We start from the raw sequence: 17,705 nt of genomic DNA, 5'->3' as shown, positions 1-17,705 counted from the left end.
GCTCGCAACCGGCGCCGGCTGTGGTAAACTGCGGCGTCTATTAGGATCGGGACCAGGGCAATGATCGACCTCGATTATCAGGCTTTCGACGCAACGCCGGTGGCGAGCGACCCCTATACCCATATCGTGGTCGAGAATTTCGTGAAGGCGGACTCTCTCGCTGCCGTGGTTCAGGAATTGCCCAAGCTCAGCAAGGGCGGCTCCTTCCCCATCGATTCCCTGCGCTTCGGTCCGCATGCCAAGGAACTGATGGAAGCGCTGGAAGGCCCGCGCTTCCGCGCGGCGGTCGCGAAAAAATTCGGCCTCGACCTCGACGGCGCGCCCACCATGGTGACGCTGCGCGGCGCCTCGCGCGAAAAGGACGGCCGCATCCATTGCGACAGCACAACCAAGCGCGTGACGATCCTGCTGTATCTGAATCCTGAGACGGAAGCCTGGGCGCGGCGCGAAGGCTGCCTGCGCCTGCTGCGTGGCCCGGACGATATCGAGGATTACGTGCGCGAAGTGCCGCCGGTGAACGGCACGCTGCTGGTCTTCCCGAACGGCCCGACCACGTGGCATGGCCATAAGCAGTTCGTCGGCCAGCGCTATGTCATCCAGCTCAATTACATGACGACTGATTCGATCGCGCGGTCCGAAATGCGCCGCCACAAGGTTTCGGCCTTCATCAAGCGCCTGACCTCCTCCGCCGCCTGATCCCGAAACAGTCCCGCTACTCTCCTGCGACGCGGGTGAGGCGGTAGCCGGCGCCCGGCTCGCCGTCGCCCAGGATATCGGCCAGCGATTGCAGGATGGACGGCGCCGTCGTCATGAACAGCCAGGGCGGGTTGACGATTAGCAGCCCGCTGCCGTTCAACCGGTCCACGTCCACCGGCTCGCGCAGCAGCACCTCGGCCGCCACGACATCGCGGATGCCGGCCTCGGCCAGCGCGGTGTGGAAGGCGCGTACCGGACCGCGATGCTTGATGGGATACCAAGCAGCGAAAACCCCGCCGGGAAAGCGCTCATAGCCCTCTCGCAGCGCCTGGGTGAGTGCCGCGAATTCATCCGTCTTCTCGTAAGGCGGGTCGATCAGAACGAGCCCTCGCCGCTCCTTCGGCGGCAGAAAGGCGCGGATTGCCTCATAGCCGTCGCGCAGATGCACGGCGACCTGCGGATTGGCGCGGAAATGCCGGCGCAGCATCGCCTGATCCTCAGGATGCAATTCACAGGCGATCAGCCGGTCCTGCGGCCGCAGCACAGCCTCCACCAGCGCGGGAGACCCTGGATAGAGGCCAAGCCGGTCGACCATATCCAGATAGTCGATAATGCCGTCGGGCAGCTTAACGCCCCGGCGGCCCCGCGCGTCCCGCAGCCGGCCGATGCCGGTCTGCCACTCTCCTGTCCGGGTCGCCTCCGGTCCGGACAGGTCATAATGGCCGATACCGGCATGGGTATCGAGCGTCAGGAACCCGGCCTCCTTCCGCCCCAGCGCCCGCAGGAGCCAGAGAAAAAGGACATGTTTCATGCAGTCGGCGAAATTGCCGGCATGGAAGGCGTGGCGGTAGTTCACGGCGATCGAAAACCTTGTGGCGTGAGATTAGAGACGGGCGCTGTCGGTTTTGGTTTCGACTACCGGCAGCTCAACCAGCCGCGCGACGATCGCCTCCACGCTTTCCAACACCTCGAAGAAGTCGCGCGCATGGGCCGGCACGAAGCCCATTTCGGCATAGCTGTCGACCATATCCGCGAAGATCGTGCCCCAGCCCTCGATGTCGCAGACCAGGAGCGGCTTGGCATGCAGGTCGAGCTGCCGCCAGGTGATCATCTCGAATGTCTCGTCCAGCGTGCCGAGCCCGCCCGGCAGGGTCACGAAGGCGTCCGACATGTCGAACATCCGGCGCTTGCGGCTATGCATGCTGTCGGTGACGATCATCTCGGTCACTTTTGTATGGGCCACTTCGCGGCGCGCCAGAAAATCCGGAATGACGCCGATCACCTGTCCGCCAGCCGCCAATGCGCCGTCAGCCACTGCTCCCATCATGCCGATGCTGCCGCCGCCGAAAATGACGGTTATGCCCGCCCGCGCCAATTGCTCGCCCAGGGCCGTCGCCATTTCCCGGAAGACCGGGCTGCTGCCTGAAGACGCACCGCCGAAAACTGTAACCGCTTTGATCGCCGGCATTCCGTTCGTCCTTTGCAACAGGTTGACCCTATAGGTGACTGACCATGAAGGAAGCGGCACCGCAACCGCCAAAACGCGCGGGTGGCGGCGGGCAGCCTGACGGCACGCCGGAATGCGCGTCATGCCATCGTCATATAGGCGTCCTTCCGCGCGACTTTCCCCTGCGCTTTCCACGCGAAAACGTGATAGAAACATCCTTAATCGCTAATGGATTCGGCTGAGCGGCAGGATAGATCGCCCATGACTGAGGCTACAGGTAACGCGCCCCATAACGCACCCGGCTCATCGGACAGGCCCGGCCGCCATATGGGCGGCATCGGGCTGGCCGCGCTCTGCGTTCTGGGCGCCGGCGCGCTGTATCTGTACGAAAATCATGGCCAGCTCTACCCGCAGGCCCCTGCGCCCGTCGTGACGGCAGCCGCGCCGCCGGCCTCTGCCCCCGCGAAACCGGCCCAGAGCATGGCAATCACGGCCATGCCCGCGCCTGTTCAGACGCCGGCCGCCGCCAATGCCGCCGCGCCCAGCGTGGATGTGGTGCGGGTCGACAAGGACGGCGACCTCGTCATGGCCGGCCGTGCAGCACCAGGCGAAAAGCTGACCATCCAGAACGGCGATACCACGCTCGGCACCGTGACCGCCGATGATGACGGACAGTGGGTCTTCCTGCCCGAAGCGACATTGCCGGCCGGCGTCCAGCAGCTTTCGGTCAGCGGCACGGCGGCCCGCGCCGGGGATGCTTCGGCCAAAACGACCGTATTGCTCAGCCTGCCCGCCGGCGGCGGCACCGCAGGCACGGCCGCCGCCCAGAATGCGGGGCCGCTGGTCGTGCTCTCCCAGGGCAATGCACCGCCGCGACTGCTGATCGGCCCCGCCGGTCATTCCGGCCCGGTCGGCCTCGATATCGTGCAATATGACGAGCAAGGCCGCATCCGCTTCACGGGCCATGCCCGGCCCGGCCGCGCCGTGCGGCTTTACGTGAACAACAAGCCGATCGGCGATGCGACAGCGGATGCGAAGGGCACCTGGACCCTGACCCCGCCGCAGGATCTCAAGCCCGGCCTGTACAGCCTGCGCACAGACGAATTGACGTCAGCCGGCCGCGTTGCTGCCCGCAGCGAAGTGCCTTTCGCCCGCGCCAGCCTTGCCCAATCCCTCGCCGCCGGCCAATCCGTGGTGCAGCCCGGGGACTGCCTCTGGACCATCGCACGGCAGAATTACGGCCACGGCGTTCAGTACACCGCGATATTCGTCAAGAACATGGATCAGATCCGCGACCCCGATAAAATCTATCCGGGCCAGGTTTTTCATATGCCCAGCCAGGACGAAGCGTCCCATGCCCCGGATATGTCGAGCGTCAGGAAAATGAAGCGGAGCGAGACAAACCAGGGGTAGACCTGTTAACAGGCGCGCATCATGGCGCATCCTAGTCCCTTCAAATACGTCTTCTCCCCGCCGCACCCGGCCGCCCGCCCCTTCCTCGCGATCGGCGCGGCGGTGGTGTTGATCGGCCTTATCTTCGCGAGCTGGCTCGCCTGGATCGGCGTTCTGTTCCTCATCTTCTGCCTCTATTTCTTCCGCGATCCGGAGCGTTTTCCGCCCGCGCGGCAGAATGTGCTGCTGGCCCCGGCTGACGGCCATGTGACGAGCGTGGCCCTGGCCGTGCCGCCCTCCGAACTCGGCCTGGGCGCCCTGCCCCGCTGGCGCGTCGCGATTTTCCTCTCGGTGCTGGACGTCCACGTCAACCGCATGCCGGCCGACGGCACGGTGACGCGCATCGCCTATCGCCACGGCAAATTCGTCAGCGCCAATCTGGACAAGGCGTCCGACGAGAACGAGCGCAATGCACTGGCCATTCGCCTGGAAGACGGGCGTGAGATTGCGGTGGTGCAGATTGCGGGCCTTATCGCCCGCCGCATCCTGTGCGACGTCAAGGAAGGCGACCATGTTCAGGCCGGTGGCCGCTTCGGCATCATCCGCTTCGGCAGCCGCACCGATCTTTATCTTCCGGCCGGCGTGCTGCCCCTGGTGACCGAGGGCCAGACGATGATCGGCGGTGAGACCGTAATCGCCGATATCAGCGGCCCCCCCGTGGTCGAGATCGACCCGCTGGCGGAAAGCTTCGAAGACGAGATCACGCCCGAAATCACCGAGCCGGAGATTACCGTGCTGGATCCGCTGGGTGAGATGCATTCGACCGCTATCGAGCCGAGTGCGGTGACACCGCCCTCAGGCCTGATCGAACCGGAAAAGCTGTGAGCGATCTGCGGGCCCCCGGCTCGCCGGACGGCCGTATCTGGCCGGTTCGGCGCCGGCGCCGCTTGAAGCGGCCGGCCCACCGCCCGCGCTACAAAGGCCCGTCCTTCAACCGCGTTCTGCCGAATGTCCTGACCATGCTCGGCCTTTGCGCCGGCCTGACGGGCATCCGGTTTTCGCTCGACGGTCAGTTCGACGCCGCCGTGATCGCCATCATGGTCGCTGCCGTCATCGACGGGCTGGACGGTCGCATCGCCCGCTTGCTGAAGGGCACGTCGCGTTTCGGCGCGGAATTCGACAGTCTCGCCGATTTCCTGTGCTTCGGCGTAGCCCCGGCCTTTCTGCTTTATCTGTGGTCGCTGCACCGGCTGGGGGGCGTCGGCTTCATTCCGTCGCTGATGTTCGCCGTCTGCATGGCGCTGCGCCTGGCGCGCTTCAATGCAGCGCTCGATTCGGCCCCCGCGCCGAAATATACCGCCGGCTTCTTTACCGGCGTGCCGGCCCCGGCGGGTGCGCTTGTGGCTTTGTTCCCGATCTTCCTCGGCCTCGAATCCCGCTTGGTCGGGATGCAATGGCTGGATACGCTGTCGCATAACCCGGCGGTCGTGGCCCTGGTGCTGATCGGAACAGCCCTGCTGCTGGTCTCCACCTTGCCGGTCTGGAGCTTCAAGAATTTCAAGGTGCCGGCCCCGGCCGTGCTGCCGATTCTGCTCGGCACCGGCGTCTATGCCGCCTTCATGCTGGCCGAGCCCTGGGCAGCCCTTGCTCTGGCCGGCGTCATCTATGTGGGCATGCTACCCTTCTCCACGCGCAGCTTCCGCCGCCTGCGCGGCGAGGCCGAGGCCATGCGTATGGGCGAGGATGCGGAAACGGACGAGACCGAGACAACTGCCGCCTGACCGGGCCTTGCGGCCGTCAGGCGGTCATATTGGAAATCGGCGACGGCGCGAAAACCTGCGCCGTTGGGGATAGGAACAGGCCCCGGCTGCGCATCAGATGCGTGCGCATGCCCTCCGCCGCCGCATCTTCGTCATGAGCGATGATGGCATTGAGAATGATGCGGTGTTCTTCCAGCGTCACCGTCTCATGGCCCTTCCACAGCAGCAGGCTGGCGTGGAACTGGCTCAGCCAGTGCAGCATGGCGCGGCTGACCGCTTCCAGCACGCCATTGCGCGAAATCGCCGCGATCGTGGTGTGAAAGTCCATATCCGCCGCGACAAAGCGGCCTGAATCCTTGTCCAGGAACGCCGCCTGGGTCGCGAGAGCGGCCTCAAGCCTGACAATATCCTGCGCATCAGCCAGGCGCGCTGCTTCGCGCACCATGCCGATTTCGAAGAAAATACGCGCGTCCTGCAACTGCGACAGAGAGCCCGGCTGCGTCATCAGAATATGCCGGGCGGAATGTTCGATCTGGCCGATGACATCGGCTGCCGTCGGCTGGGAGACGCGCGCCCGCTCGCCATGGGTGATGACGATCAGGCCCAGCTTTTCAAGCCGCTGCATCGCCTCCCGGATCGCCGGCCGGCCGACCCCATAGGCTGCCATCAATTCCCGTTCGGACGGGATATGGGCATTGGGCGCATAGAGACCGGTTTCGATCTCCTTCAGCAGGCGGTCGAAGACCTCATCCGACAGCTTGCGGCGAACAATCTTGCGGACCGGAAGCGTGTCCCGCCGCCGCGCCGGCGCCGCTGCCTCTTCCTTGGCCGAAATTGTCACGCCTTTTGCCATTCTGTGGCCACCGATTCCATCACTGTGTACCGCTCTGCCTAGCCAATGGTCTGACCGATCGCAACCGCCGGCCCAAACGGGTGTCAGGAGGCGAGAGTCACGATGCTGCCGCTCTCGGCGGACTGGTAAGCCGCCATGACCAGCGCATAGGTTCGCAGGTTGTCGGTGCCCGAGGTTTCCGGTGCCGCCCCCTTCCGCCAGCTGTCCACCCAATGGCGCTGCAGGTTGAGCACGCTCTCCTGCAAAACGTGCCAGGGCTTTTGCGTCCAGGACAGGGTTTCCGGCTCAACATTTTCTTCCGTGACTTCGCCATGCGAGGTCACCCGCAGCCGGTAGCCTTCCAGCAGTTCGATGGTGCCATGCTCGCCCTCGATCCGCAGCAGGGTCTGCGGAAAGGGCTCGGGCAGACGGCGGCTGGCATAGCTGCAATCGACGACGCTGACACCGCCGCCGACATGACGGATGAGGCTGGTTGCCACATCCTCGCCTGCGATCTTCGGATTGATATGCTGGGTCTGGCAGTACAGCGTCTCGGCCTCCCCCATGATGGATCGGCAGACATCCAGGATATGGATGCCAAGGTCGATCAGGATGAAGCGCTTCTCGGTCGCAAGGTAAGGCTGGCCGGAAAAGACATCATAGCCACTGCGGAAGGAGGCCTGGCAGTAATGGGGGCGGCCGATGCGGCCCTCGGCCAGCACCCGGCGGGCCGCCAGAATAGGCGACTGGAAACGGAAATTCTCATGCACCATCAAGCGCACGCCGGCTTTCGCGCAGGTATCCACGATTGTCTGGCAATCCGCGAAACTGGGCGCCAAGGGCTTCTGCACGATGACATGCACGCCGCGCGCCGCCGCCATTTCAACCAAAGCCAGATGCGTCTGCATCGTCGTCGCGATATCGACGAAATCCAGCTTTTCGGCCGCGAACATTTCCGCCGCATCGGTATAGGCGCGGGCTGCGCCGAAACTCTGCTTTGCCGCTTCTGCCTTGGCCGCGTCGCGGTCGCAGACGGCGACGATCTCGACCTCAGGGATCGAGGCCCAGGAATGGAGATGGTTCTGCGCAAAAAAGCCGCAGCCAATCAGAGCCATACGGAGCTTGGTTTCAGTCGTCATTTTTAGTTTTTATCCTCCCTGATCAGTCAGGCGCCGTTCAGTCCGGCACTTGCTGCCACACCGTATCGAAACCGTCTATGCGCAAGCGCCCGCCTTCAGGCAAAACGGCCTCGGCGGCTTCGTGATGAAGATTGGCAATGCAATAGGTGACACCCGCCGCGCCGGTCAGGCGCAGACCGCACAAGCGAGACTGACCGGGCCAGGACAGAATGGCGATACGGCCACCCTGAAATTCTGCCAGATGCTTGAACACAGCGGCGGCCGGTGCCGGCTGGCCTTCCGCGTTGATCAAACCACGCTGCCCCTGCGCTTCGAAGAAGGATATCGTCTCGACCGCGTCATCGGCATAGCCTGCCAGCATGCCGAGCATCCAGGCGGCGGCGATGGTCTGTGCCTGACGCGGATCGGGGTCAGCCGGACGGGCGCGGCCTTCCGCCGTCGTCGCATTCGGGTTGAAGCGTGCGCCCAGCGTATGCGGCCCGATCTGGAAGCGCTGCTCAGGAAACTTCGCGCACGCCGTGCGCAGGATATCGCCCAGCGGCCCGATGGATTCGCCGATCGTGTCGTCGGTCGAGCCGTGATAGGTCGGTGTCGAAGTCCAGGTCAGGTAATCGGCGCTCTCGGGCCAAGCGGTGCCGCGATTGAGCTCGGTAAAAAACGCACCGGTGCCCGCACCGAGCGGCAGAGCCGGCAGAATGCGCCTTGCGGCTTCGATCAAAGCGGCATCGGCATCCCAAAGCGACACGCCTATGACATCGCGCCCGGCCAGAAGCGGGGCCAGCGTGCCGAGAGCGACGGTAACCGCTTCAGCCGAAGCACGGCGGATATCAAGCCGGATGGTCCCCGGTACCGCCTTCAGAATAAGGCGCGTCTGCACCAGCAAGGGGTCGCGCGCCAGATCGATTTCGATTGCCGTGAAGCCTGGGGTCAGCGCGCGGATCGCATCGCTCAAGCCTGTGGTGGACGCGCCGGGCGAGACGCCGATGCCGAGGCGCGGCATGGCGGTCTCTCGCAAAATCACCGGTGCGGCGGAGACAGCCGACGATGCCGGCGCGACCGCGGTGAAAGACAGCTCAACGCGCTGCTGCTCGGGCGCGGCCGTGGTGATGCGATAGGGAAAGGGTTTGGACAGCGGCCGGGAATAGGTTTTGTAAGACGCATCGGTCCAGTTGCGCTGGTCTTCGGTCTCGAAGACTTCGCCATCGAAGCGCAGGCGCAGCGCATGGCCAGCGGCGGTCGTATAGTCCATCCCCGCCACGGCCATGAACGGCTGATGCGGTGAGACGAGATCGGGGAAATGCGTCTGGTCTATTGTGCCGTCATCATGGGTAACGGCAATTGGCTGCGCCCGCGCGGCATCCAGGCTGTGCAGAATGACGAAGCCGGCGCGCGTCGTCGGGAAGCCATCCACGCTCGTGCAGTCACAAACGGCGGAAAGCCCCTGCGGGGTCATTGTCCAGACCAGGGACCAGTCCAGCGCGCCATCTGCGGCGTCGATCCGCCCTGCGACACGGACCGTGATCTTGTCGTCGGTCTTTTCGATCTGCGGATCAGCCTGGAGCGTGTAGGTGCCCCAATGCTGATCGCGCACAACGAAGCCGATGCCACGAAACACTTCCTCGCCCGGCAGCGCGATGGCGCGCAGAAAGCTGCCATTCGCATCCATATAGGCGACGAGGTCGCCGATCTGGAGCCGCTGACAGGGCGTGGAGAGTGCCGTCATGGCAGCTTGGATCAGGCGTTGCAGATGTCTTTGACGGACTGGAGAACGGCTTCCTTGTTGAAGACGCGCTCCAGCCAGCCGTCACGGAAGATCTGCGGCTTCGCCTGGTTGATGGCGTGGATCGCGCCATCCGAGAACTTGCCTTCCTTGAAGACGCCGAAAGCGATGGACAGGCCGATATTGATGTGGCCGAGCATGAAATCGGTCGCGGCTTCGCGGTCGATACCGTGCTTCACGACTTCATCCACCGCTTCCTTCATGGCGAGGCAGAGGGTGATGCCAACCGTCTCGGACAGGGCGGGCTCAAGGAAGGCGATGCCTTCCAGGGTGCAGCGATGAGCCTTCATCACCGGCTTGTAGATATTGCGGGCCACTTCCTCGCAGAGCGCGTAATGCTCTTCCGGACCCTGGATCAGCGCGCAGACGATATGCTGCTTCGCGGAGATGCCGCCGAAGAAGTCATTCTTCGCCGCCATGTCGGTCTCGTCGTTGAAGATCGGCGGATGGCAGGGATGGGTCACGAAATAGGTGACGTCGTCGCGCACCGGCATTTCACCGGCATAGGGAGAGGCCGCATCGAGCACGATGAGCGCGGTGCCGGGGCGAACTTTGTCGATGATCGAGTGAGCGATCTTGCCAATCAGACGATCCGGCACGGCCATCAGAACGACATCGGCCTGGGCCAGCGCCACGTCCATATCGACGCAATCGACGCCGATGGCGGCCTTCAGGCGCTCACGGCCGACATCGGACACTTCGACATGGTCGACGTCGAAACGCGAGCCCTTGAGGTTGGTGGCGAGACGAACGCCCATCTTGCCGCCGGCGCCGAGGAGAGCAACCTTGGTCATGATCTTGATCCTTCAATCAAATGGTTGAGGCGATATCCTGGCCACCGGCCCGGATACGCCCGAAATAGTCCGGCTGGCCCATCTGGCCGCCCTTAAGGGCAAGTTCCAGATCGCGATGGGCAGGGTCGTCGGAATGGGCTTTATTGAGTGCGGCGCCCGGCACGGTGGCAGCCACCGCCGTCAGCGCATAAACACCCATCGCAAGCGCCGCGTGGCTTGATGTATCACCACCGGCGATTATGCCACGGTGGAGGCCGGTCTCACGCAGCGTCGCATTCAGAATCCGGCCGAGGCCGTTGCCGATGCGGTCATTGACCTCTTCCATGGTCACGCCAGCGGCTTCCACCGCCGGACGCAGCACATGGGCGGATGGGTCATCCGGACCGCGCGCGGTATAGAGGATCGGGCTTTGACCCTCGGACAGAACGCCGAGGGCTGCGGTCACAGCCCGCGCGATCTCAGCGTCCCAGCTATCGGCCGCGACCGCCTTGGTCGCGTCCAGCGGCAGCGTGCGGAAGCCATTGGCATCCGCCCAATCGAGCTGCTGGGCCGTCACCGGCGAGCAGGACCCCGAGACGCCCACAACCTGACGCACACGCTCCGTGATCGGGGCTTGCGCCTGCGGCGCGATCCAACCACGCTTCTGGAAATAGGCGATCAGGGCATATTCCAACCCCTGAGAGCCGACTGCGAACTGGCAGTATTCACGATTTTCCCAGACCAGACGGCCGGCTTCTGCCAGCGTCTCCTGATCGACGATATCGAGGGACAGGATTTCAGCACCGGCCGCGCGGCGGCTGGCGAATTCCGCATCCGCCTGGCCGGTCTTCATCGACACGAAATCGACGACGTCGATGGCACGTGCCGTCTGCTGCGCCAGATGCAGGCCGAGATCGGCCTCATGCATCGGCGTGACAGGATGACGGCTCATCGTCGGATGACGATCAAGCCGGAAACCGCGCCCGGCGACGGTCGCGAAAAGATTACCGAAAGCCTGATAGCGGTGAATGGCGGGTGCCGCCGTCACCAGCGGCACCCAGCTATTGCCGAAGATCCCCTGCCCGATATCGATGGCCGCACCGATTGAACCGACATGCGGCGCGGAATCGAAGGTCGAGCAGATCTTGTAATGCACGATAGGGGCTGCGGTCTCCCGCAGCGCCTCATAGACCGGCGGCAAATGGGTCTGCATCCAGGCCGGGGTCTGGGACCGCGCGATGCCGGCAATGCCGATACCGCGCAGGCCCGGAAAGCGCGCAAGCTGCTCTGCCGTCGGTGCCGCAAAGAACAGCGCCGAAGGCAGGCCCGCGAAGGTCAGCGCCTCCATCGTCGCGGCCGAGCCCGTGAAGTCATCGCCATAGAAAGCGACGATGGGCCCTTCGGGCAGACCTGCGGTCATGGTGGCAGCGTCGCTCATGAGCAGCGCGTGTATTTCGCGTCGAGGCTGCTGATGCCGTCGACATTGGCAACGGACGCGCCCTTGGGATCGAAATCGGATTCCAGGAACTTGTCGGCGATGGCCTTGGCCAATTCGCTGCCGATCACGCGCGCGCCCATGGTGATGAAATGCGCGTTGTTGCTTTTGGCAGCGCGCTCGGCCGAGTAGGTGTCGTGCGTCTGCGCGGCGCGGATGCCCGGCACCTTATTCGCGGAAATCGCAACGCCAATGCCCGTGCCGCAGCACAGGATGCCGCGTTCGGCACGGCCTTCCAGAACTTCCTTGGCGCCGCGATCGGCGAGGTTCGCGTAAAGCTCACCCGTCTGCGCACCGAGGTCAATCACCTCATGGCCCTGGGCCGCGAGATGCTTGACCAGGATATCCGCGAGCGGCTTGCCCGCACTGTCACCACCGACAACAATCTTCATCACATAGTCTCCAAGAAACGCGAGGAACGGCCTTTACGACACGCCCGTCTTGCCGAAAGCCTCGATAGACTGGGCCAATTCCTTATGGTCGCGGGCATAGGTTTCCAGCGGAATGCCGGAAACGGCCGCTTCCCAGGATTGGGCGATGGCGCGCACGCCCGCGCCCGGCCCGCCGGGATGGCCCATGATGCCGCCGCCGCCGAGATACAGCAGATCCGTGGACTTCCCGTTGCGGGCATAGGTTTCCGGCGCCTGGCCGCCCCATTGGCCGGACCCGACGACCGGCAGCGGCCGGTCGCTGTCGTCCAGCAGCGGCGTCATGCAGTCATGGAAGGATTTCAGGAAGCTTTCGTCCGGCTCCCAATATTTCGCGCCTATGCCGTTGATCTGGAACTGATCGACGCCGAGCAGACGCCACAGCTGCTGATAGACGCTGAATTCCAGACCCAGATCCGGGTGGCGGGTCAGCATATCCCACTGGCTGCGATGCGCATGCAGGATGAGGCGCGAGCGCTTGCGCAGATACATCATGCCGCCATAGCCGAGCGCATTGATATTGATCACCGCCGTGGTGCCGCCGGCATCCGCCACCAGATCATGGTGACGCAGCATCGTATCCGGGTCGGCGGAGGAAATGCCGAAGGCATACAGCACGGTCTTGCCGGTCTTCTGCTCATGATTTTTCAGCACCGGCATCACGGCCTTCACGCGCGCTTCCAGGGGCGCATAGCCTGGGTTCATCATCTTCTCATCGTCTTTGATGAAATCGACGCCCGCCTCGACCAGTTCCTTCGTGACCGTCGCCACATCCTCGGGCGAGAGGCCGAGCGCCGGCTTGATGATGCTGCCGATCAGCGGACGCCCCTGCACGCCCGAGACGCGGCGCGACCCGGCGATGCCGAATTGCGGACGCGGATAGGCGCGAATGAATTCCTCCGGCAGCTTCATGTCGACGATGCGAACGCCCGATAGCCCGCGCACGGAAAAGACGCCGCCGAAGGCGATGGTCGTCAGCGCCGCGATATCGGTACCGACCACTTCCAGCGGAAAGTCGACATCGATATCGGCACGCTTATAGGGGCGCGGATCGGACGAGGTGACCCGATCCTGCGGATAGGTCGGCTCGGCATAGGGTTCCAAGTCGCGAATGGCGACGACGCGGGCCGCGCAACGCGCTTTCAGGTCCGGCGTTTCCCCCGGCACCGGCACGAAGGTGCCGGTCGTCTGGTCGCTGGCGATCTTGTCCGCCATGCGGCGCACGTCACCCGGCGTTTCGATGCGGTAGGTGAGGCGAATAAAGGCCATTACGCTGTCTCCTGCGCGGGCTTGGGCCGCGCCTTCTTCACTGTCCGCCCCTTCACGCCGCCGGCCAGCGACAGCACGAAAATGACGACCAGGCCTTGCACGATATCCTGCATGCCCTGCGGCAGACCGGCCACCTGCATGGTAGCGACAATCAGCACCAGCAGGACGCAGCCGAAGAGCGTGCCGACGGCGGTGGAAGCGCCACCCATGATCAGTGACCCGCCGAGCACAACCGCGCCGAGCGATTGCAGCAGGTAAGGCCCGCCCATATCGAGGAAGGCACCACCGACATAGGCTTGCAGCAGCAGACCATCAACCGCCGCCAGCACGGCGCTGATCAGGAATGTTGCGGCCACAATGCGCGTGACCTTCAGACCGGCCAGATAGGCCGCGCGGCTGTTCTGTCCGACCGCCGAGAGCGTACGGCCATAGACCAGCTTGCCCAGCACCACGGCAGAAATGGCGACGGCGACGACAGCGACGATGGCGATCACCGGCAGCGCGCCGAAGCGTGCGGTCGTCAGCCATTTCAGCGTCGGGCTGACGCCGTAGCTGACCAAAGCGCGGTTCGCAAAGAGGCTGAAGGTCGCCAGGATATAGCCCGTCGCCAGGGTCGCGATGATGGAGGGAATACGCAAAGCCAAAACCAGAAAGGCATTGACGGAGCCGACGACGAGACCGATGGCAATGGCCACCAGCACGCCCATCCACAGCCGATGATCATGGCCCTGGATCAGGATGGTGCTCATATAGGCGCTGAGCGTCAGCACATTCGGGATCGACAGATCGATATTGCCGCGCCCGGCAGTGACGACGAACATCTGCCCCAGACCGGCCAGCGCCAGGAAGGAGGCCGAGATCGCAACGCCGGACAGGCTGCTGAGGCTGAAGCGGCCGGTGACGCCGGACAGAATGATCCAGATGAAGACGACGCCGAGCAGCGACCAGACCCAGCGGTTGCGCTGCGCCCATTCCATCAAATTGAACGACTTGTTCTGTGTCATCGCGTTCTGGGCCATCACGCGTCTCCCCGCCGGGTCAACATGGATCGGAGCGCCAACACGCCCAGCAGCAACAGCCCTTGCACGGCCGCGTTGTAATCGGTGCTGACATTCAGCGCGCCGAGCAGCGCGCCGATCAGCGACAGCAGAACCGCGCCGGCGACCACGCCCCAGGGGGCCAGCACACCGCCGAGCAGCATGCAGCCACCGATGACGACCGCCGCGACGCTCGACAGCGTGAAGGGGCCGCCGACGGTGATGTCGCTGGCGGTATTGATGGCGGTCAGCGACAGGCCCGCCAGCGTGGCGAAGATCGCCGCCATGCCGTAGCGGATCGTGCTGTAGCGCAGAGCAGACCAGCCGCTGCGGACAAGCGCCGGGGAATTATTGCCGAAACCGCGCAGGACGACGCCAAGCGGAGCACGGTCGATGACGACCGCGATGGCGGACAGGACCAGGATGATGATGACGGACGTCGGGATGCCGGGCACCGACCAGCTGAACAAAGTCGTCAGCCAGTCCGGGCTGCTGCCGCCGGGCGAAGGTTGCAGCGAATAGCCGGTGCCTTCCCAGACGAAGGACGCGCCGAGCGTGACGACGATCGCCGGAATATGACGGATGCGGATCAGCGCGCCGAGCAAGCTGTAGACGATGACGCTGCCAACGATGGCCGCGATGCCGATCAGCGGCGTATCCACCAGCAGGGTCGCACTCAGCACGTTGATGAGGCCGGCGAAAGCACCGACGCCCAGGTCGATCTCGCTGCCGCCGACAACGAACATCTGCGCCAGCGCCACCAGCACCAGCGGGATGGAGGAGCTGAGCAGCAGGTCCAGGCCGAAGACGGTCGCCGTCTTATGGTTGACGAGCATCATGATCGCGAAAATTACGGCAAGGCTGACGAAGGGCGCGGCCTTGATGATGGTCTTGCCCCAGTCGCGCTTCTGCGCACCAAGGGCTGCCTTGTCCTCGCCTTTCGTCATCTGGTCCGCGAAGGACGCGCCGATGATGGCGTCTTCCGTAATTTCCTCGCGCTTCAATTCGCGCACGATGCGATCCTTGCTGAAAACCAGCACGCGGTCGCATTCCAGGAATTCGAGGTCTTCGGTCGACAGCCAGACGATCAGCCGTCCGGCATCGGCGGCTTCGCCGAAGAGGCGATAGAAATCGGCTTTCGCGGCCACATCCACGCCGCGCGTCGGGTCATCCAGCAGGATGGTCGGCGAATCGCTGACCAGCGCGCGACCGACCAGCGCCTTCTGCTGATTGCCGCCCGACAGATCGAGAATGCCGGACCCGAAGCGGCCGGAATCCAGCCGCAGCTGCTCGGACGCGCCCTTGATCGCCACGGCGTCATCGTCACGCGCGAAGGGGGCCAGCGCAAAACGCCGGCCGACGCGCTCGATATCCATATTGGCGAAGACGTTCCAGAAGGCGAAGACGCCTTCGCGCTGACGGTCGCCGGAGACGAAGCTGACCGCGCCGCTGCGCTCGATGCGATTGCCGCGGCTGGACTTGCCGGCATAAAGCTCATGCAGGAAGGTTTTTTGACCCGCGCCTTCCAATCCGGCGAGACCGATGATCTCACCTTCGTTCAAAATCAATTCGCCGCCGAGCGGTGCGACGACCGGGCCGGTGATGCGCAGACGCTGCGGGCCGGAAGCGGCGTGTTCCGCCCCATGGGAGCGACGCAGCACTTCAGTGGCGCTGCCGCCCATGGCCTGAACCATATCGGCAATGGTGATGTCGCCGCGATCGCCCGTCCGCGTCACGCGGCCGTTGCGCAGCACCATGATACGGGTGGCGACATCTTCGATTTCCACCAGCTTATGGCTGATGAAAATGGTCGCCAAACCTTCCGCTGCGCGGGCATGGATGAAGGCGCGCAATTGCCGGCTGCGTTCCAGGTCGAGCGACGAGGTCGGCTCATCCAGAATCAGCACGCGCACATTCGGCACCATCGCGGCACGCGCGATTTCCACCATCTGGCGGTGGCCGATGGACAGGTCTTCAATGACGCTGTCGATATCGATGCCATTATTCGGAAAGACGAAATCCAGCGCCTGGCGCGCACGCACCTTATAGGCGCGGCGCCAGCCGGGAACGGGCTTCGCCAGATCCGGCGCTTCCAGAAAGAAATTTTCGGCCACCGTCAGATTGGCGCAGAGCGACAATTCCTGATGGACGATGCGGATGCCATGGGCCTGCGCTTCCGCAGGCCCCCAGCGATCCCAGGCAGTTGCCTGTCCATCCAGTTCCAGCCGTCCGGAATCGGGACGCATGACACCGCAAAGCTGACGCATCAGCGTGCTTTTGCCCGCACCATTGCCGCCGACCAGGCCAACGACATCGCCGGGGGCGATGATGAGCGACACCTGGTCATTGGCGAGCGTCGAGCCGAAAGCCTTGGTGACATCATGCAAAGCGACGATGGCTGGCGCCGCCGCCTGCACTGTCCCTGGTTCACGCTGGGGGGAGACGTCCATCTCCCCCAAAACTGCGTCACGGTTCATGGCGTCATCCGTTTCCGCTAACCGGTCGCGATCAGTTCTGCGCCGACTTCTGATTGATCAGATTCGTCTGCACCCAATCCTGCGAATAGGTCGGGCTGACGATGATGTTCGGCGGCAGATCGGCGTATTTCGCCAGATTGTCCTTGTTCACGGTCGCCACCGGCATGATCAGCGTCTTGGGCACGTTGGCGCCTTTGACGATGCCCAGCGTCAGCCAGAAGGCGGCGCTGCCGATGCCCGGCGTGGTGTTCATAGAAATCGTCTCATAACCATTCGCCTTGTTCTCGGCGGCCCACCAACGGATGAAGTTGGAGCTGCCACCGCCTTCGACGATCGGCATATGGTCCTTATAGGCGCTGCCAGCTTGCGCGAAGGCCTGCGCGTCACCGTAGTCATCGCCGCCCTGGCCCAGCACGGCATCGACATGCGGCAGGCTGGGCAGAACATTGGCGATGGCGGACTGCGCGACGGCGGCATCGCACTGACCGAAGACGGTCGCGACAACATGCACATCCGGGTTCTTCTTCAGAACGGCGAGCTGCGCGCCATACATGGTGACATCGGGGGCCGAGCCCTTCACGCCACGGACGACCACGATATTGCCCTTGTGGTGGATCATATCCATCACGGCATTGGCCTGCGCGGTCTTATAGCCGGCGAAGTCGAAATTCAGCTGGGTATTGCAGGGTGCGGAGGCAACCGAGTCGAAGGAAATGACCTTGATGCCGGCGCGGCAGGCCTTTTGAATCATGCCGTTCTCGGCCGTCTCGGACGCGGCGTCGATGGCGATGGCATCGACGCCTTTCAGGATCAGTTCGGCGATCTGGCTGTTCTGCTGGCTGACGCTGCCGTCACCGTTCAGAATGATGTAATCGGCGATCTTGCCATCGGCCTTGGCCTGCTTGGCAGAGGCTTCGAAAGCCTCGACCATCTGATGGCGCCAGATATTGCCATAGAATGCGTTCGACAGCGCGATGACGGGCTTGTCGGCCGAGGCGAAAGCCGGGGCGGCGGAAACGCCGAGCCCTGCGAGGAGCGCCAGGCCAGAGGCCACGAGGGTCTTGAGTTTCATCAGTACACATTCCTCCATGAAAGGGTTCGGCTGCCCCGAACCGTTTATTGATCCCTGAGGCGTTATCGCCGTCGAGGTTGGTAAGCTCATTATACCAGTACCAAGACG

15 protein-coding genes and 1 pseudogene are annotated in these 17,705 nt (G+C 63.9%); 4 read left to right on the top strand and 12 right to left on the bottom strand.

Annotated elements, in window-relative coordinates; genetic code table 11:
• The first annotated feature begins 60 nt into the window (after nucleotides 1-60).
• Nucleotides 61-696: a 2OG-Fe(II) oxygenase family protein gene (locus ASILVAE211_RS00550; RefSeq protein ID WP_227319340.1), complete on the top strand. Its 636-nt coding sequence runs from the start codon at nucleotides 61-63 to the stop codon at nucleotides 694-696.
• A 16-nt stretch (nucleotides 697-712) separates the two neighbouring features.
• On the opposite strand, the gene ASILVAE211_RS00545 is transcribed toward ASILVAE211_RS00550, so the two are convergent.
• Complete coding sequence (locus ASILVAE211_RS00545) at nucleotides 713-1,552, bottom strand: 23S rRNA (adenine(2030)-N(6))-methyltransferase RlmJ (RefSeq protein ID WP_227319339.1); 840 nt, start codon at nucleotides 1,550-1,552, stop codon at nucleotides 713-715.
• A gap of 27 nt (nucleotides 1,553-1,579) precedes the next feature.
• Complete coding sequence (locus tag ASILVAE211_RS00540) at nucleotides 1,580-2,164, bottom strand: LOG family protein (RefSeq protein WP_227319338.1); 585 nt, start codon at nucleotides 2,162-2,164, stop codon at nucleotides 1,580-1,582.
• A 240-nt stretch (nucleotides 2,165-2,404) separates the two neighbouring features.
• On the opposite strand from ASILVAE211_RS00540, the gene ASILVAE211_RS00535 reads away from it, so the two are divergent.
• The 3 genes and pseudogenes from ASILVAE211_RS00535 (at nucleotide 2,405) to ASILVAE211_RS00525 (ending at nucleotide 5,316) form a co-directional block, all read left to right on the top strand.
• A complete protein-coding gene (locus tag ASILVAE211_RS00535) occupies nucleotides 2,405-3,556 on the top strand; it encodes an Ig-like domain-containing protein (protein ID WP_227319337.1) in 1,152 nt (383 codons plus the stop codon).
• A gap of 21 nt (nucleotides 3,557-3,577) precedes the next feature.
• A pseudogene (locus tag ASILVAE211_RS00530) lies at nucleotides 3,578-4,240 on the top strand (phosphatidylserine decarboxylase); the annotation flags it as partial.
• Nucleotides 4,241-4,425: 185 nt separating this feature from the next.
• The gene (locus ASILVAE211_RS00525) at nucleotides 4,426-5,316 is read left to right on the top strand and encodes a CDP-alcohol phosphatidyltransferase family protein (RefSeq protein ID WP_406566007.1); all 891 of its coding nucleotides are present in this window, start codon (nucleotides 4,426-4,428) and stop codon (nucleotides 5,314-5,316) included.
• Between the two features lie 16 nt (nucleotides 5,317-5,332).
• Here the strand turns inward: ASILVAE211_RS00525 and nanR are convergent, their stop codons facing one another.
• The 10 genes from nanR to ASILVAE211_RS00475 all read right to left on the bottom strand — a co-directional run bounded on the left by nanR (nucleotide 5,333) and on the right by ASILVAE211_RS00475 (nucleotide 17,597).
• Complete coding sequence (gene nanR, locus ASILVAE211_RS00520; protein WP_227319335.1) at nucleotides 5,333-6,136, bottom strand: transcriptional regulator NanR; 804 nt, start codon at nucleotides 6,134-6,136, stop codon at nucleotides 5,333-5,335.
• A 95-nt stretch (nucleotides 6,137-6,231) separates the two neighbouring features.
• The gene (locus ASILVAE211_RS00515; RefSeq protein ID WP_227319334.1) at nucleotides 6,232-7,266 is read right to left on the bottom strand and encodes a Gfo/Idh/MocA family protein; all 1,035 of its coding nucleotides are present in this window, start codon (nucleotides 7,264-7,266) and stop codon (nucleotides 6,232-6,234) included.
• A gap of 37 nt (nucleotides 7,267-7,303) precedes the next feature.
• On the bottom strand, nucleotides 7,304-8,989 hold the full coding sequence (locus ASILVAE211_RS00510; protein WP_227319333.1) for a hypothetical protein: 1,686 nt from the start codon (nucleotides 8,987-8,989) through the stop codon (nucleotides 7,304-7,306).
• An 11-nt stretch (nucleotides 8,990-9,000) separates the two neighbouring features.
• Nucleotides 9,001-9,840, bottom strand: coding sequence for a phosphogluconate dehydrogenase C-terminal domain-containing protein (locus tag ASILVAE211_RS00505; protein WP_227319332.1), 840 nt, complete (start codon nucleotides 9,838-9,840; stop codon nucleotides 9,001-9,003).
• 16 nt (nucleotides 9,841-9,856) lie between these two features.
• On the bottom strand, nucleotides 9,857-11,257 hold the full coding sequence (locus ASILVAE211_RS00500; RefSeq protein ID WP_227319331.1) for a four-carbon acid sugar kinase family protein: 1,401 nt from the start codon (nucleotides 11,255-11,257) through the stop codon (nucleotides 9,857-9,859).
• Complete coding sequence (locus tag ASILVAE211_RS00495; protein ID WP_227319330.1) at nucleotides 11,254-11,706, bottom strand: RpiB/LacA/LacB family sugar-phosphate isomerase; 453 nt, start codon at nucleotides 11,704-11,706, stop codon at nucleotides 11,254-11,256. The genes ASILVAE211_RS00500 and ASILVAE211_RS00495 overlap by 4 nt, the downstream gene beginning before the upstream one ends.
• A gap of 33 nt (nucleotides 11,707-11,739) precedes the next feature.
• Entirely contained in the window at nucleotides 11,740-13,011 is a 1,272-nt protein-coding gene (gene oiaX, locus ASILVAE211_RS00490; RefSeq protein ID WP_227319329.1) for a 3-oxo-isoapionate-4-phosphate decarboxylase OiaX, read from the bottom strand.
• On the bottom strand, nucleotides 13,011-14,030 hold the full coding sequence (locus ASILVAE211_RS00485; protein WP_227319328.1) for an ABC transporter permease: 1,020 nt from the start codon (nucleotides 14,028-14,030) through the stop codon (nucleotides 13,011-13,013). The genes oiaX and ASILVAE211_RS00485 overlap by 1 nt, the downstream gene beginning before the upstream one ends.
• Entirely contained in the window at nucleotides 14,030-16,525 is a 2,496-nt protein-coding gene (locus ASILVAE211_RS00480; RefSeq protein ID WP_227319327.1) for an ATP-binding cassette domain-containing protein, read from the bottom strand. Before ASILVAE211_RS00480 ends, ASILVAE211_RS00485 begins: the two co-directional genes overlap by 1 nt.
• Before the next feature lie 31 nt (nucleotides 16,526-16,556).
• The gene (locus ASILVAE211_RS00475) at nucleotides 16,557-17,597 is read right to left on the bottom strand and encodes an ABC transporter substrate-binding protein (RefSeq protein ID WP_227319326.1); all 1,041 of its coding nucleotides are present in this window, start codon (nucleotides 17,595-17,597) and stop codon (nucleotides 16,557-16,559) included.
• Between the last annotated feature and the right edge of the window lie 108 nt (nucleotides 17,598-17,705).

Origin of the sequence: Acidisoma silvae, from assembly GCF_020618775.1 — a bacterium.
GTDB classification, from domain to species: Bacteria; Pseudomonadota; Alphaproteobacteria; order Acetobacterales; family Acetobacteraceae; genus Acidisoma; species Acidisoma silvae.
The sequence above is the reverse complement of the archived record's forward strand: the minus strand, read 5'-3'. Positions and strand labels throughout refer to the sequence as shown.

What these genes read in the sequence shown, in the direction of transcription:
- ASILVAE211_RS00550 (WP_227319340.1), top strand. Translation starts at nt 61, where the DNA reads ATGATCGACCTCGATTATCAGGCTTTCGACGCAACGCCGGTGGCGAGC.
- ASILVAE211_RS00540 (WP_227319338.1), bottom strand. Translation starts at nt 2,164, where the DNA reads ATGCCGGCGATCAAAGCGGTTACAGTTTTCGGCGGTGCGTCTTCAGGC.
- ASILVAE211_RS00535 (WP_227319337.1), top strand. Translation starts at nt 2,405, where the DNA reads ATGACTGAGGCTACAGGTAACGCGCCCCATAACGCACCCGGCTCATCG.
- ASILVAE211_RS00515 (WP_227319334.1), bottom strand. Translation starts at nt 7,266, where the DNA reads ATGACGACTGAAACCAAGCTCCGTATGGCTCTGATTGGCTGCGGCTTT.
- ASILVAE211_RS00510 (WP_227319333.1), bottom strand. Translation starts at nt 8,989, where the DNA reads ATGACGGCACTCTCCACGCCCTGTCAGCGGCTCCAGATCGGCGACCTC.
- ASILVAE211_RS00505 (WP_227319332.1), bottom strand. Translation starts at nt 9,840, where the DNA reads ATGACCAAGGTTGCTCTCCTCGGCGCCGGCGGCAAGATGGGCGTTCGT.
- ASILVAE211_RS00500 (WP_227319331.1), bottom strand. Translation starts at nt 11,257, where the DNA reads ATGAGCGACGCTGCCACCATGACCGCAGGTCTGCCCGAAGGGCCCATC.
- ASILVAE211_RS00495 (WP_227319330.1), bottom strand. Translation starts at nt 11,706, where the DNA reads ATGAAGATTGTTGTCGGTGGTGACAGTGCGGGCAAGCCGCTCGCGGAT.
- oiaX (WP_227319329.1), bottom strand. Translation starts at nt 13,011, where the DNA reads ATGGCCTTTATTCGCCTCACCTACCGCATCGAAACGCCGGGTGACGTG.
- ASILVAE211_RS00485 (WP_227319328.1), bottom strand. Translation starts at nt 14,030, where the DNA reads ATGGCCCAGAACGCGATGACACAGAACAAGTCGTTCAATTTGATGGAA.
- ASILVAE211_RS00480 (WP_227319327.1), bottom strand. Translation starts at nt 16,525, where the DNA reads ATGAACCGTGACGCAGTTTTGGGGGAGATGGACGTCTCCCCCCAGCGT.
- ASILVAE211_RS00475 (WP_227319326.1), bottom strand. Translation starts at nt 17,597, where the DNA reads ATGAAACTCAAGACCCTCGTGGCCTCTGGCCTGGCGCTCCTCGCAGGG.